Source organism: Paenibacillus oryzae, from assembly GCF_001675045.1.
Taxonomy (GTDB): Bacteria; Bacillota; Bacilli; order Paenibacillales; family Paenibacillaceae; genus Pristimantibacillus; species Pristimantibacillus oryzae.
This window is the reverse complement of record NZ_LYPA01000064.1, coordinates 385,958-399,442: the sequence shown is the minus strand read 5'-3', so window position 1 is coordinate 399,442 and position 13,485 is coordinate 385,958. Positions and strand designations below refer to the sequence as shown.

The following is a 13,485-nucleotide window of genomic DNA, read 5'->3' as shown; positions in this document are numbered from 1 at the left end:
ATTATTTGTAGGCATTGGCCATTAGGGAGGAAGTTTAATGTCAGCTCAGGATTTAACGTACAGCGGCTATTTGCTGGCTCACTTTATCGGCGAAGAGCCGATTGGCGAGCAGGTTTATTTTTCATACAGCGAAGACGGCTTGCACTGGAAGGATTTGAACGGAGGCCAGCCCGTACTGCGCTCCGGATTAGGGGAAAAAGGCGTGCGAGACCCGTTTCTTGTTCGCTCGCCACTAAATAAATCGTTTTATTTGATCGCGACGGATCTTCGCATAGCAAACGGCAAAGGCTGGGGAGTTGCAGCCCACGAAGGCAGCCGCGATCTGATTCTGTGGGAATCGTCCGATCTCGTCAACTGGTCACAGCCTTGGGCGGTTACCGTTGGCGTCCCGGATGCGGGCTGCGTATGGGCCCCGGAGGTTATTTACGACGAGCAAGCCGGCAATTTCCTCGTATTCTGGGCGTCCGCAACGCAAGGGCCGGGCGAAACCGAGCGGAAGCACAAAATCTATAGCGCCAGAACAACCGATTTCCGCTCCTTCACGCCAACAGAGCTTTATATAGAGCGCGAAAATCATATTATCGATACCACGATTATTGCTCATGGAGGCGCTTATTACCGGTTTTCCAAGGATGAAACGACCAAAAATATTACCATGGAAAAAGGCGCGACGTTGGACAAGGATGCTTTTGCTCTGTTGAAAGCGCCAACGCTGGAAGCCATTATGGGCGTGGAAGGCCCGCAAATTTTCAAAATGAATGATCGCGATGAATGGTGCCTCATTATAGACCGTTTTGCCGAGGGCAAAGGATATTTGCCGCTGCTAACCAGCGATCTGGACAGCGGAGAATTCCGCGTGCTTGAGGACGCAGATTTTGATTTGGGCAAAAACAAAAAACGCCATGGTGGCGTTATTCCAATTACGGCGGAGGAAAGCAGCCTGCTGCTGGCGGCTTATGGCGACGGCCATCAAGTATTGCCGGGCCAATTCGCCGATCCTGATCTGGCCAAATTTGGCGATCGTTATTATCTTTATCCGACAACGGACGGCTTCGAGGGCTGGTCGGGTACGCAATTCCATGTTTTTTCCTCGCCCGATCTCAAAGTTTGGAAGGATGAAGGCGTTATAGTGGACCTGCTTTCGCCTGAAGTGCCATGGGCCACCGGAAGCGCTTGGGCTCCCGCGATCGCAACCCGCAACGGCAAATATTATTACTATTTCTGCGGCAAAGAAGCAAACGGCGTTAGCGCAATAGGCGTTGCGGTTGCCGATCATCCGGCAGGTCCTTACACCGCTCAGCCGGAGCCGCTTATTACGATGGAGCAGATGAAACGTCTGGGAATCAAAATGGGCCAAACGATCGACCCTTCCATCTACAGCGAAGAAGGCGGAGCCGCCTACATGCTGTTTGGCAACGGCGACGGAGCGATTGTCGAGCTTAATGACGATATGATCAGCGTACGTGAAGAAACGATGTCAAACCTGGATGGGCTGGAGGATTTCAGGGAGGCCGTAACGGTGCTTAAGCGCGGCGGATTGTATCACTTCACATGGTCGTGCGACGATACCGGCAGCGAAAACTACCATGTTAAATATGGAACCTCGGAGCATTTATACGGTCCTGTTACGTATCATTATCCTGTCTTGGTCAAAAACCCGGAGAAGGAAATGCTGGGAACCGGCCATCATTCCATTATGCAGGAGCCTGGCAAGGATGAATACAAAATGGCCTATCACCGCTTCGTAACGCCGCTTACCCGCTTCAAGGAGGGAAAAGGCTATCACCGCGAAACGTGTATTGCTCCGATTTCCTTCGGGGCCGACGGGCTAATGCAGCCGGTGAAGCTGTAGCGCATTGCGCCAGGGTGAAAATTTGCACAAACGCCCCCAGTAAAAAAAGTAAATGAGAGCGGAAGGCTGCTTGATATTGAAAAGCTGTCCGATATGCAAAAGATGGTCGATATTGGATAGTTGTTCGATATTGAATAGGTGCTCAATATTTGAAAAGCTGCTGTCCAGATAGTCTTTTTAAATAAATTAAACCATAATTTCAGGCCCGGGAATGCCGAAAAATCAACATTCCTGGGCTTATTCCTTTTGCCGGGCGTAAACTTAAAGCTGCTTTTTAGATAGTTCCTTTTCTTTATTCGATTATGCCTGACCTGTATATTCATATCATATTAATAAATCCATTAATTCCTTTGCGTATGCAGCCCAATCCTTATTATCCGTATTTATCTCTATAGTTGGCAGGATAGATAAAGAAGATTGTTTACGTAGTTCTGATTGAGTATGTAAAAACTCATCGGCTGATTTTCTGATCTCGTTTTTTGTTTTGTTTTTCCATTCGTGAGGCGTTCGGGTTTGCATTCTTTGCTCTATGTTCTCGGGTGAAACGGTTAATAATGCACATTTAGCGCCAAGCAGAAGCAAATCATTTTCAATTTTTTCAATTTCATATAAAGATTCTGCAGGGAATGCCACTCTGTGATTCAAATGGAATCTTTCCAATATAAAAAATATTCCTCTAGATCCCTTGGATGCATCTGGACCTAAATAGGTTGCCCATCCATTTAGTTGTTTTAACATGTCAACCCGTTCCTTCAATACATGAAGATGTTCATCGCGATTTAAACATTTAAATTCTCCATGAACATTATTTAATAGTTGGGAGTAATGCTCGCTAAGAACAATGATGCTTCGCTCTGATGATTCATCCTGTGCTTGAAGCAGCTTCAGAGCTTTTAGAACAGACGTCTTTCCTGCATGTGAATATCCCTCTAAAATAAGTCCTCTAATATGCACCATAAAACCTCCAACTAACAATATTTTGAAAAGAATTATACCATAGATTAAAGCTTTACCTAATAATCAGCGTTTAGCTTAGAGCAAGCAGGTTACTGAATACGGAAGTAACAGTTTGAACATGAAGAGGAGTGTTGACGTCACCCGTCTCTTGCTGGTCATTAATGTCCGTTATAGCCTGATATGGCTGGAGTTTCCTAGAGCAACGGTCATCCGTGTCCTTTAACGCTCCAAATTGGTGAAATCGCGTTCCTGACAGCAGCAAGCTTGCTTGTATATTGCTTGGAAATGATTTATTATATAATCAATTGATAGTACTTTGTTTCAAAATACAAAATGAAGCAAGGAGGAGCTTGAAATTAAAAAGGATATGTCAGCGGTTAAGCAAAGCCGTTATAATGCGATACTTGATGCGGCAACATCGCTCCTGATTGAAAAGCCGGGCGCCTCCATGGCGGAAATAGCGGAACGGGCGGGCATTGGCATCGCAACCCTGCACCGATATGTAGACAGCCGTGAGCAACTGATGGCTCAATTGGGTTTTCGGGCAATCGAGGTCGTCACCGATATTGTAGGCTCCATAACGTTCCAGGAGGAACGTTACGAGAGCTATTTTCCGGAGCTGATCAAGGCGTTAATTCCTATCGGAGACAAAATTTATTTTTTAGGTCACGATGCTTCGGTTCATTACAATAAAGAAATCGAAGAGGCGGACAAAAAGCTGAGAGAGCCGCTGCTGCGCAACATCGAGCTATTGCAGGAGAGGGGCTATTTTCGCAAGGCTCACCAACGGGAGTGGATCGCGGATGTATTGTACAGCTTGCTTTTTCTTACCTGGCAGCAGGTTCAAGACGGACATATCGCCAAAAACAAAGCGGCGGAGCTAGTGCTGGATACGTTTTTTAATGGTTTTAAATCATCGACATAAGGAATGACACGAGAAACGACAAAAGGGAGGTTTTTTGATGAAATTGCAAACTGTAGCGGGTTCTACCCATATTTCGACGGTTGTGTTGTCCAAGCTCGTAGGAATGGCTGCAAAGATGACGGGCGGAATCGCTTCAATGCCAACCAGTTGGCTGGAGGGTATAACCAATAAACTGAGCGGAGGCAGTCTGCAAAACGGAATTGATCTGAAAGTGGATCGCTCTACGCTTGAAATCAACATAAAAATTGTTGTGAAGTATGGCGTGAAAATTCAGGAGGTGTGCAGGGAGCTCAAGCATAATGTAAAAGAAACGGTTGAACACCTCACCGGGCTTACCATCGAAGCAATTAATATACGGGTGGAAGGGATTTCGTTAAAGCAAGCAAATGCATGAGACCAATAACCGTAGTACCTTCAGCAGGAGTAATGGGAAGGCGTGTCATCCCATTTTTAAATGAAGCCTGTAGTTCCCGGAAGCGCGAGGGGGACTGCAGGTTTTGTTTATTACCACAAATAAAAAAACTTCCCATCTACTGATTAGCGAAGGAAGCTTGATGTTAGGGAAGATATGGTGCGGTCGAGAGGACTCGAACCTCCACGTCATTGCTGACACTAGAACCTGAATCTAGCGCGTCTGCCAATTCCGCCACGACCGCATATGTTTTCTGCAACGTAAGTTATAATAGCATGGCGGATTAGAGCAGGTCAAGCGAGAATGAAAAGTTCCAATTTTCAGCTAATTGCACAAGGGAATTTAAGAGCATTTGGGATCAGAAGAGCCTTGCACATGCCAGCTCTCTCCGCTGTAATTGCAGCGGCCGTTTCTGAGCATATTTTCCTGAATGTTCATCCATACTATGAAGGATATGGAGATATGGTAATATGCGCATTATTGTGCAGAAGCGGAGGGATATGTCATGACAGTAAAAATGGCCCGTATCGGACTGGCGGCCATTATTGGTTTTTGCTTGTTGGTCCCGCAAGTAGCGGAAGCAGCTGGTTTTGAGAAGACTGGACGAGACGAGGGGGAACGGAGTAAACAAGAGGAGCGAAGGCTCGCGATCGTCATTGATGATTTTGGCAACGGAATGAATGGCACAGAGGACATGCTTCAGCTTCCGGTGAAGTTTACGGCGGCTGTTATGCCGTTTATGCCTACAACAAAGCAGGATGCGGAAGAGGCACACCGCCGGGGCCATGATGTCATAGTCCATATGCCGATGGAGCCTAACAAAGGGCTCAAAAGTTGGCTTGGTCCAGGTGCAATTACAACGGATTTGAGCGATGATGAAATTCGCAAGCGGGTGGAGGACGCCATTGACAATGTGCCTTATGCTATCGGCATGAATAATCACATGGGGTCCAAGGTGACAGCTGACGAAAGAGTGATGCGGATTGTGCTTGGCGTATGCAAGGAGCGCGGGCTGTTTTTTCTGGATAGCCGAACTACCTTCAAAACCGTTATTCCCAAGGTGGCGGAGGAAATTGGTCTCCCGATCGTCTCCAATCATGTGTTTCTTGACGATGTATATACCGAGCAGCATATTGCGAAGCAAGTAACCGAGCTGCGCAAGCAGCTAAAAAGCCGCGGGGATTGCGTCACCATCGGACATGTCGGACCTCCCGGCAAAAAAACGGCGGCTGTCTTAAAGCTGAGCTTACCCGACCTTCAGAATGAAGCTGCCGTCGTCAAGCTATCCCAGATGGTTAACGGATCAATGAGCGATCCATTTGTATTGCCAAATCCCTGAGGCGATCGCTTGAGCAATTTCAAGCTGTCTCCTTGAATCCGTCAGCATGCTCCGATCCTCCGCATTGCTTATAAAGCCCATCTCCACAATGACCGAAGGCTGATCGACCCGCCGCAGCAAATAAAACGGCTTCCCCTCGCGGGCTGTTCCGGCTGTTTGCTGCTGGCGGTTTAACGCATTTTGCAGGCAAAAGGCCAACAAGGCGCTTTCGCCCTGCGCTTGATGAAGCACCAGCGGGCCACGACGGGATTTATTTTTCACCGAATTGACGTGCAGGCTAACCAAAATTTCGCTGTTGATTTCATCTGTCAGCTGGCGGCGCTGAGACAAATCGCGGCGATGGCGAGAGGATGTCTGATGCCAGCGGTTGTCATCGCTAAGCGCATAATCTCCGGTCCGGTTCATAACGGCAGGTATGCCTTGGCTTTGCAGAAGCAAATACAGCTTTTTGGCGATGGCCAGATTAATGTCTTTTTCCAGTGTATCTCCATAAAACGCGCCGCCGTCAATTCCGCCATGACCAACATCAATAATGACCGAGGTTCTTGGCATCGTCCAGCCTTCATCGTAGCCTGGGCGCGTTTCGTGAATGGCATTACTGCTTTGTCCAGCGGCAGCAACGGGCTGGCATAAGGCTATAAATGTACAAAAAATCAGAACAAGTCGCATAAAGAGATCGCCCTCCACCAATTCATGCATTCCGAGCTTAGAGGAATGCTGTTATTAGCGTGTCTTTTTACAGGCAAAGTCATGCATGGTTACAGGGAGAAAGAATGGGGAAGCCTTTATATGTAGCGATTTTTCAATGTCCAAGAAGGAGGTGCAGAAATGGCAAAAGTAAAAGGCGATGAGCTTGTGAAATTTATGACGGAGCAGTTTGTATCCTATATGGAGACGCCGCGCGACGTGCGCAAACAAGCCCGGACGGAGGCCAAGGCCGGCAGAGAGCCTTGGCTGACTCGCTGGTTCGGCTGGGGACCGCTTGGGCTTATGCTTTGGTGGAGGGGCAGAAGCGGACGGCAGCGTTAGCCCTTTGTATTCGCTTATTTATAGAAATCGCCTATCGCAAGCAGCCATTCCGCCGGGATGTAGCGGCGGTCAGCGCCTTGCTCATCGGAATCAAGCGCGACATAAATCTGGTTATCGCTCCATTTATTAAATCCAACCACGGACCAGACTGCGCGATAAGCATTGTCAAAGCTCAACGTGGTGTAACGCATTTTTTGCTCTTTTGTTAAATCGTTCAAAACAGCGGCAAGCTTGTCCGGCCCGTCCAGCTTAAGCGGCTTGCGGGTTAACCACGGCAAGGTTTCGTAAGGATTGAAGGAAGGCACGGCGAGGCTTGCCGCCAATTTGCCATGGGCATCGGCCGTTCCGGCCCGTTTTTCCCCCACTGCCGAATTCTCCGCTTGCGCTCTTTGCTTGTCCCATCTGTCATCGTCCGCAGGCAGCATCTCCCCGGTAATGGCATCCATGTAATGCACCGTTGCTCCATCCGTTACTCTCCAGGCATTCAGAAGGGGATGAATATAAACCCGCTCCGATCTGGCTTTTATAATGGGCTGTAGTTGTATTCCTGAAAGCTTCAGCGAATGTTCATTAAATAGAGGCCATTCCCCCGTACCGTATTCGCCAAGCTGAAATCCGCCCTCCTCCTTGGCATGAATAACCAAATAACCTAACGTTTCCGCCTTTTTCTTCACAAGCACGATCCAGCTATGGGTTCCCGGCCCGATTGGCGAGGTTTCCAGTGTGGCATTTTTCCAGGCTGCAAAAGGCGAGGTTTTTCCTCCTTCCTCAGCCAATGCTCCAATCCATTCTTTAGCTTGTGACTCTAGAGGCGTTTCGGACAAAGCGTAAACGGGAGCCGATACAGGCAAATCATCGCTGCTGTCCGCTTCTGCAGAGACATAAGGGGCCATCAGTGAAAGCATCAGCGAAGCGGCAATGGAAGCCGCGATTATTCGGGTACGATTTTTTTTGCTCATTTATTACACCTCAACTTGTTTTTGCTATCCTCTTTTTATTGTAGGGGACAAGCTGCAAGAAGGCTGTTGCAACCTGTCGCGCCATGCCGGTGATTAATCCGTCTTTTTTTGCCGGATATGTGCGATTCCCGTCTGTTCTTCTTTAATGAATGCCTTCCAGATGGAAAAGACCGCAGTTAATAGCGGAAGCCGTCACCCTTGGCTCATATTGCCATTTGATTTCTGATCGTCGCTGCTGGTATTGCTCCTGAACCGGTCCTTTGTTTTCATCGGTCGCGTGTTCGACAATAGGGCTGTAATAGGAATCAATGCGTTCAAGCTCCTCTGCGAGCCTTGCCGACGCTTCCTCCGCCCACGTATAGCTTTGGTTTTTCAATTTGCGCTCCAGCGCAGCTTCGACAATAGATAACGCTTTTCCATAGGAGATGCCGTTTTTGGTCATATGAACATTAGCCGGCAGGCGGGGAGTCAGCTTGTGCGACAGCAGCATATCGTAAAACGACTCCAGGCAGTTGCCGGTAGCAAGCGACACGCCAAAGCTGTAGATTTCCTCCCGCTTCCGGTCGCAGCAAAATTCAACCTTAATATTGACTCCCAGCCATGCCGTATAGGGTGTGGAGCTGAAGGGGCTGATGCCTTTGCGCTCCGGCTCCTGGAACAAGCATACATAGCTGCCGCTTGCTTTGGCCGCCCCGAACAGCCGCTCAAGCTTTCCCGCTCCAAAATACAAGTCCTCGCGCGGAATTCGAACGCCCGTTGCCAAATTGCTTTGCACAAAACCAAACGACCGGGCAAGCGCGGCATCCGTTGCGCCTTGAACGGACGAAGCGTTAGCTGCCGCGTCGGCTCCCGTCGCGGATGGCGATAAGCCGTTGGCAGCTGTGGTGCCGGAAACGGCTGCCGCGTTCCCGCTTGCTTCGTTATGGCCGATAGCTGCTCCGCTTTCGGTCGCATTTCCGCCAGATGGAAGAGCGGTTGCAGGGGGAGCTGTCCCTGCTGGCGCAGCAGCGCCTGCCGCCGAGCCGGTTACGGTTGCGCTGACGTTGTCGTAACGCTGCTTGTCCGTGACAAAAAGAAATGTCATCGTTTCCGGCTCCGAGCCTACCCGGTCCACAAAGCTCCAGTAATAAGGGCGATTCGTTAATTCCCGGTCAGCCTGGGGCGACAGCTTGACCATATAATGCGCCGGGGATTTTTCTATAATGGAGCAGCCCGTCGCCTCCAGAAACCGCCCGACAAAACGATGAATTTGCTTTTCGTTCATTTATTCACCTCCACGGTTGCGCCAAGGCGGTCCAGATTTAGCACAACATCCGGCTTTTGGGCTTTGCTTTTAAGCGGCATGTCGCTGCTTTGGGCCTCGCTGCTTAGCTGACTTAACGAGCTGCCGAGCTCTCTCAGATTTTGTTGGAGCTCCTGCTCGTTGCCGGACTCCAGGAGCATTTTGGCCAGACGCTGCTCCATCGTGCCCCCGCCTTCCAGCTTCTCCAAAATATGATCCAGCTCCCCGATGACCAGCTCGAACAAATTGATTTTTTCATGCAAAAGATTAACGATATGCTCCTCGATCGTGCCAAGCGTGCATAGATTGTAGATGCGAACGTCCTTGGTCTGCCCCAGACGATGCACCCGGCCGATTCGCTGCTCCACCCGCATGGGATTCCATGGCAAATCAAAGTTGATCATATGGTGGCAAAATTGCAAATTGATGCCTTCGCCGCCAGCCTCCGTCGCAATCAAAACCTGAGCGCGGCCGCGGAACAGGTCCATCATCCAGTCCTTTTTGCCCCGGTTCATGCCGCCGCGATAGGGAACGGCGCTTAGGCCATGGCTGCGGAAAAACTGGAGCAAATATTCCTGAGTCGCCCGATATTCCGTAAAAATGATGACCTTTTCGTTCATTTCCTTTACCAGCTCCAGCACCTTTTCAGCTTTGGTATTGGCGGTAATGCTGCGGATTTTTTCGACCAGCTCCCAAATTTTCGGGCGAAGCGGAGAGTCCTCGGACGTTTTTTTGAACAGGTTGACCAGCGTCAAAAAAACAGCGTCCCGGCTGCTGCATACCTCGCGCTGAAGCGTTACAAGAGAAAGCATGCTGCTCATATCGCCGCCGCTTTCGTCGTAGCGCTCCCGCACAAATCCGGTCACGGCATCGTAAAGCGCTTTTTCCTCTGGCGAAAGCTCAAGCGGTATGTTTTTGACATGGCGTTTTGTAAAATGGATGCCGCCGTCGCCGCGCCGATTGCGAATCATGACGCCGGATAATACCTCCTGGAGCTGATCCTCGTTTTTGGGCAGCCGCTTTTCCACGACGAAGTTGGCCGCAAACTGGCTTTGACCGCCTAGCTGGCCGGGCTTCAGCAGAGTAATGAGGTTATATAGCTCATCCAGGTCATTCTGGATAGGCGTGGCCGTTAGCAGCAAGCAATATTTTTTGCGGAGCAATGTGGCGAATTGGTAGTTGGTTGTTTTTTTGTTTTTGAGCTTATGGGCCTCGTCGATGATGATAAGATCGTAGTCCGTGCCTAACACCGTTTCCCGATGCGGATCGCGCTTGGCGGTGTCCATAGATGCAACGACAACATCATAGCCCCAGGTATACGCCTTTTTTTGCGCAACGGCGGGGATGCCGAATTTCTGGTTCAGCTCACGCACCCATTGAAGGACAAGCGAGGCCGGGACGAGAATCAGCGCTTTGGAAACAAGGCCGCGAACCATATATTCTTTGAGAACGAGGCCGGCTTCTATCGTTTTGCCCAAACCAACCTCATCGGCGAGAATGGCGCGTCCGCCCATCTCGTGAAGCACCTTGCTGGCTGTCCCGATCTGATGGGGCATAGGCGTAAGATCGGGGAGCGCTCTTAGGCATTGCAGCTGCTCAAAGCTTTCTACGCGCCTCGCCTGCTCGGCCTCCATCGTTAATTGATATAACGTCCAATCATCCCAAGGGCCTCCGCGCTGGATGCGATTTTGCAATTCCTGATGCCAGCCGGTTTCAAAATGCAGCTCAACCAGCTCGTTCAGCTTGCGTCTGGAGCCGGTTGATGCTTGTTCATTAGACGATAGGTCGTTCATGGCGTTCACCCTCCCGATAAGTCGTGATAAAAAACAAAAAAATAGAGCTCCCAAGTAGTATTGCCCTCTTCTGTAATAAACATAATAAAGGATAAAAACAAACTGATAATCAATATATTGTGTGCTAAAATGGATGTATCATACTATATGTTGGTTTTGTGCTGTTTTGTTGGCCTATTTTTAGGAGATGGAGGGAAACAGTTATGACGAGGCTGGAGGGACTGGGCGAAAAAATATTTTTGGACAGGTACGCATTGAAGCATGAGGATTCTTCCGGGGTGAAGCCTGGCGATCTGGTACTGGCTCTTGTAAAAGAGGATTCCAGGTTTCCGGTCAAGGAGGTTGGCGAGGTAACGGAGCGTTCGGGAAGCAAGGTTAAGGTGAAGCTGCGAAACGGGGATACGCTGGACAGTGACTTGACCAAGCTGTCGCATCCGCTTGAAACAACGCCCGGGGAGATGTGGGATCGAATTGCGGATGCCATATCCGCTGTAGAACAAACAGAAGAAAAGGCGCGGGAATGGAGAGGAAAGTTCAGAGAAATGCTGGACGGCTTCAAGCTGGTTCCCGGGGGCAGAATTGCGGCTGGAGCAGGGACTAGCGAGGAGCTGACGCTATTCAACTGTTATGTCATTCCTTCGCCAAAGGACAGCCGGGGCGGCATCATGGAGTCGCTTGCTAATATGACGGAAATTATGGCTCGCGGCGGAGGCGTTGGCTTCAATCTGTCCTCGCTTCGTCCAAGAAGAACCGTTGTTGCAGGAGTTAACGGAACGTCCAGCGGCGCAGTATCGTGGGGAGGTTTATTCAGCTATACGACGGGGCTGATCGAGCAAGGCGGCAGCCGGCGCGGCGCCTTGATGCTGATGATCAACGATTGGCATCCCGACCTGCTGGAATTCATTACGGTGAAGCAAAGCATGGGTCAGGTGACTAATGCCAACCTGTCGGTATGCGTCAGCAATGCTTTTATGCGGGCGGTCAAAGAGGATTTGGAGTGGAACCTCGTATTCCCAGATACAAAAGACCCCGATTATGACGAGCTATGGACCGGGGACCTTGACGCCTGGAAGGCGCTTGGCAAAGAGGTGGTGTTGTACAAAACGCTTTCCGCCCGTGACATTTGGCATATCATCATGGAGTCGGCCTGGAAATCGGCAGAGCCCGGCGTCGTTTTTATGGAATATTACAATGAAATGTCTAATAGCTGGTATTTTAATCCCATCAATAGTACTAATCCCTGCGGTGAACAAGGACTGCCCGGCTGGGGCGTTTGCAACCTCTCGGCCATTAATCTTTCCCGTTTTTATGACGAAGGAAAAGAGGATGTGGATTGGGAGGAGCTATCAAAGGTTACTCGCTGGTCGGTGCGATTTCTTGATAATGTCATCGACGCCACTCCGTATCATTTTCCTCAAAATGAAGCGAACCAGAAGAAGGAGCGAAGGATCGGGCTTGGTACGATGGGCCTTGCAGAACTGCTGATCAAGCTGCAAATCCGTTATGGCAGCCAGGAATGCCTTCATTTTCTTGAGAAGCTTTATGGATTTATGGCGCGCGAAGCCTATTTGGCATCGGCAGAGCTTGCTGCTGAAAAAGGAGCCTTTCCCGCTTTTGACGCGGAGCTTTTTCTTCAGAGCGGCTTTATGAAGGGGCTGATCTCACAATATCCTGAAGTTGGCGAGGCGATTATGCAATACGGCATTCGCAACGTGACGGTGCTGACGCAGGCGCCAACGGGCAGCACGGGGACGATGGTTGGCACCTCGACGGGCATCGAGCCGTATTTTGCCTTCCAATATTTCCGTCAAAGCAGGCTGGGCTTCGATAAGCAATTTGTTCCCATCGCACAGCAGTGGAAGGATGCTCATCCTGGTGAAGAGCTGCCGGATTATTTTGTTACGGCTATGGATTTATCGGCAAAAGATCATATTCGGGTGCAGGCGGCCATTCAGCGCTGGGTGGACAGCTCGATATCAAAAACGGCCAATTGTCCTAATGATTTTACAATAGAGGAGACGAAAGAGCTTTACGAAATGGCCTATGAGCTTGGCTGCAAGGGTGTAACGATCTACCGCGACGGGAGCCGGGATGTGCAGGTATTGTCCACGACGGAGGAGCGGGATACGGAGGAGCGGGAGGAGGCGGGAGAGCAGGAGCCAAAACTGGAGCAAGAACATATCAAGGAAGAAAAGACAGGAGATCAGCGGCCAGACGATATGCCGGCACATCGGGTGGAGTCTGGAGGCAAACGTACATTAGACAAGGCGTATAAGAGCCGTCCGCAGGTGCTGCGGGGCGCGACGTACAAAATCAATACGCCATTTGGCATGGCCTATATTACGATTAATGATCTTTCCGGCTCGCCGGGCGAAATTTTTCTGAATGTGGGCAAGGCGGGCTCCGATGTGTTTGCCATGGCGGAGGCATTAGGCCGGGTCTGCTCCTTGTTTCTGAGATACGGAGACCATGGACATAAGGTCGAGCTGTTGATCAAGCATTTAAAAGGAATTGGCGGGTCGGGCTCCATCGGCTTTGGCGCCAATCGGGTCGAGTCGATCGCCGATGCGGTGGCGAAGGCGCTGGAGCAGCATATAAGCTTCGCTGAGCAGCGAAATGGTGATTCTTCAGAGCATTTGGAGCGTAGAGCTGATGTGAAGTATCAAGAGCGGCCGGAAGAAGAGCAGCCCCAGCCTTTTTTGTCGCAAGGCGATTCCCTTCCTCCGTATGAAGGAGGCTTTAAGAAGGACAATTCGCTTGATCTTTGCCCATCCTGCGGCTTGGCATCTTTAATCAACATCGAGGGCTGCAAGCAATGCGGCAATTGCGGATATAGCAAGTGTTAGCCGGTAGCAAGTGTTAGTAGCTAGGAAGTGTTAGGTCGGTAGGAAGTGCTGGACGTATATGCTCGAAGTAAATACAACCTAACGTATGAAA

11 protein-coding genes and 1 tRNA gene are annotated in these 13,485 nt (G+C 50.0%); 6 read left to right on the top strand and 6 right to left on the bottom strand.

Going from position 1 to position 13,485, the window contains the following annotated elements; all coding sequences use genetic code 11:
* Positions 1-37 precede the first annotated feature (37 nt).
* Entirely contained in the window at positions 38-1,852 is a 1,815-nt protein-coding gene (locus A7K91_RS15690) for a glycoside hydrolase family 43 protein (protein ID WP_068684321.1), read from the top strand.
* A gap of 324 nt (positions 1,853-2,176) precedes the next feature.
* Here A7K91_RS15690 and A7K91_RS15685 read toward each other — a convergent pair whose 3' ends face one another.
* On the bottom strand, positions 2,177-2,809 hold the full coding sequence (locus A7K91_RS15685) for a hypothetical protein (RefSeq protein WP_245697545.1): 633 nt from the start codon (positions 2,807-2,809) through the stop codon (positions 2,177-2,179).
* Positions 2,810-3,164: 355 nt separating this feature from the next.
* Between A7K91_RS15685 and A7K91_RS15680 the strand changes: the two genes are divergently transcribed.
* Together A7K91_RS15680 and A7K91_RS15675 are read left to right on the top strand one after the other, a co-directional pair.
* A complete protein-coding gene (locus A7K91_RS15680; RefSeq protein WP_068684319.1) occupies positions 3,165-3,734 on the top strand; it encodes a TetR/AcrR family transcriptional regulator in 570 nt (189 codons plus the stop codon).
* A 37-nt stretch (positions 3,735-3,771) separates the two neighbouring features.
* Entirely contained in the window at positions 3,772-4,128 is a 357-nt protein-coding gene (locus A7K91_RS15675) for an Asp23/Gls24 family envelope stress response protein (protein WP_068684317.1), read from the top strand.
* A gap of 175 nt (positions 4,129-4,303) precedes the next feature.
* Here A7K91_RS15675 and A7K91_RS15670 read toward each other — a convergent pair.
* Positions 4,304-4,390: transfer RNA gene (locus tag A7K91_RS15670), tRNA-Leu, on the bottom strand.
* Positions 4,391-4,651: 261 nt separating this feature from the next.
* Between A7K91_RS15670 and A7K91_RS15665 the strand changes: the two genes are divergently transcribed.
* On the top strand, positions 4,652-5,485 hold the full coding sequence (locus A7K91_RS15665; RefSeq protein ID WP_245697543.1) for a divergent polysaccharide deacetylase family protein: 834 nt from the start codon (positions 4,652-4,654) through the stop codon (positions 5,483-5,485).
* On the opposite strand, the gene A7K91_RS15660 is transcribed toward A7K91_RS15665, so the two are convergent.
* Positions 5,450-6,154, bottom strand: a complete 705-nt coding sequence (locus A7K91_RS15660) for an N-acetylmuramoyl-L-alanine amidase family protein (RefSeq protein WP_245697541.1) — start codon at positions 6,152-6,154, stop codon at positions 5,450-5,452. The two genes, A7K91_RS15665 and A7K91_RS15660, sit on opposite strands and share 36 nt — an antisense overlap.
* 159 nt (positions 6,155-6,313) lie before the next feature.
* Between A7K91_RS15660 and A7K91_RS15655 the strand changes: the two genes are divergently transcribed.
* Entirely contained in the window at positions 6,314-6,514 is a 201-nt protein-coding gene (locus A7K91_RS15655) for a YqzE family protein (protein WP_068684312.1), read from the top strand.
* A 14-nt stretch (positions 6,515-6,528) separates the two neighbouring features.
* Here A7K91_RS15655 and A7K91_RS15650 read toward each other — a convergent pair whose 3' ends face one another.
* The 3 genes from A7K91_RS15650 to A7K91_RS15640 form a co-directional block, all read right to left on the bottom strand.
* The gene (locus A7K91_RS15650) at positions 6,529-7,473 is read right to left on the bottom strand and encodes a hypothetical protein (protein ID WP_068684310.1); all 945 of its coding nucleotides are present in this window, start codon (positions 7,471-7,473) and stop codon (positions 6,529-6,531) included.
* 142 nt (positions 7,474-7,615) lie between these two features.
* Positions 7,616-8,737, bottom strand: a complete 1,122-nt coding sequence (locus tag A7K91_RS15645) for a YqhG family protein (RefSeq protein ID WP_068684308.1) — start codon at positions 8,735-8,737, stop codon at positions 7,616-7,618.
* On the bottom strand, positions 8,734-10,548 hold the full coding sequence (locus A7K91_RS15640; RefSeq protein WP_068684306.1) for a DEAD/DEAH box helicase: 1,815 nt from the start codon (positions 10,546-10,548) through the stop codon (positions 8,734-8,736). Before A7K91_RS15640 ends, A7K91_RS15645 begins: the two co-directional genes overlap by 4 nt.
* 203 nt (positions 10,549-10,751) lie before the next feature.
* Between A7K91_RS15640 and A7K91_RS15635 the strand changes: the two genes are divergently transcribed.
* Positions 10,752-13,394 carry an adenosylcobalamin-dependent ribonucleoside-diphosphate reductase gene (locus A7K91_RS15635; RefSeq protein WP_068684304.1) on the top strand — a complete coding sequence of 881 codons (2,643 nt, stop codon included), beginning with the start codon at positions 10,752-10,754 and terminating at the stop codon, positions 13,392-13,394.
* Positions 13,395-13,485 lie beyond the last annotated feature (91 nt).

Coding starts and splice junctions, on each gene's coding strand:
- A7K91_RS15650 (WP_068684310.1), bottom strand. CDS start 7,473: ATGAGCAAAAAAAATCGTACCCGAATAATCGCGGCTTCCATTGCCGCT.
- A7K91_RS15665 (WP_245697543.1), top strand. CDS start 4,652: ATGACAGTAAAAATGGCCCGTATCGGACTGGCGGCCATTATTGGTTTT.
- A7K91_RS15645 (WP_068684308.1), bottom strand. CDS start 8,737: ATGAACGAAAAGCAAATTCATCGTTTTGTCGGGCGGTTTCTGGAGGCG.
- A7K91_RS15685 (WP_245697545.1), bottom strand. CDS start 2,809: ATGGTGCATATTAGAGGACTTATTTTAGAGGGATATTCACATGCAGGA.
- A7K91_RS15690 (WP_068684321.1), top strand. CDS start 38: ATGTCAGCTCAGGATTTAACGTACAGCGGCTATTTGCTGGCTCACTTT.
- A7K91_RS15655 (WP_068684312.1), top strand. CDS start 6,314: ATGGCAAAAGTAAAAGGCGATGAGCTTGTGAAATTTATGACGGAGCAG.
- A7K91_RS15640 (WP_068684306.1), bottom strand. CDS start 10,548: ATGAACGACCTATCGTCTAATGAACAAGCATCAACCGGCTCCAGACGC.
- A7K91_RS15660 (WP_245697541.1), bottom strand. CDS start 6,154: ATGCGACTTGTTCTGATTTTTTGTACATTTATAGCCTTATGCCAGCCC.
- A7K91_RS15635 (WP_068684304.1), top strand. CDS start 10,752: ATGACGAGGCTGGAGGGACTGGGCGAAAAAATATTTTTGGACAGGTAC.
- A7K91_RS15675 (WP_068684317.1), top strand. CDS start 3,772: ATGAAATTGCAAACTGTAGCGGGTTCTACCCATATTTCGACGGTTGTG.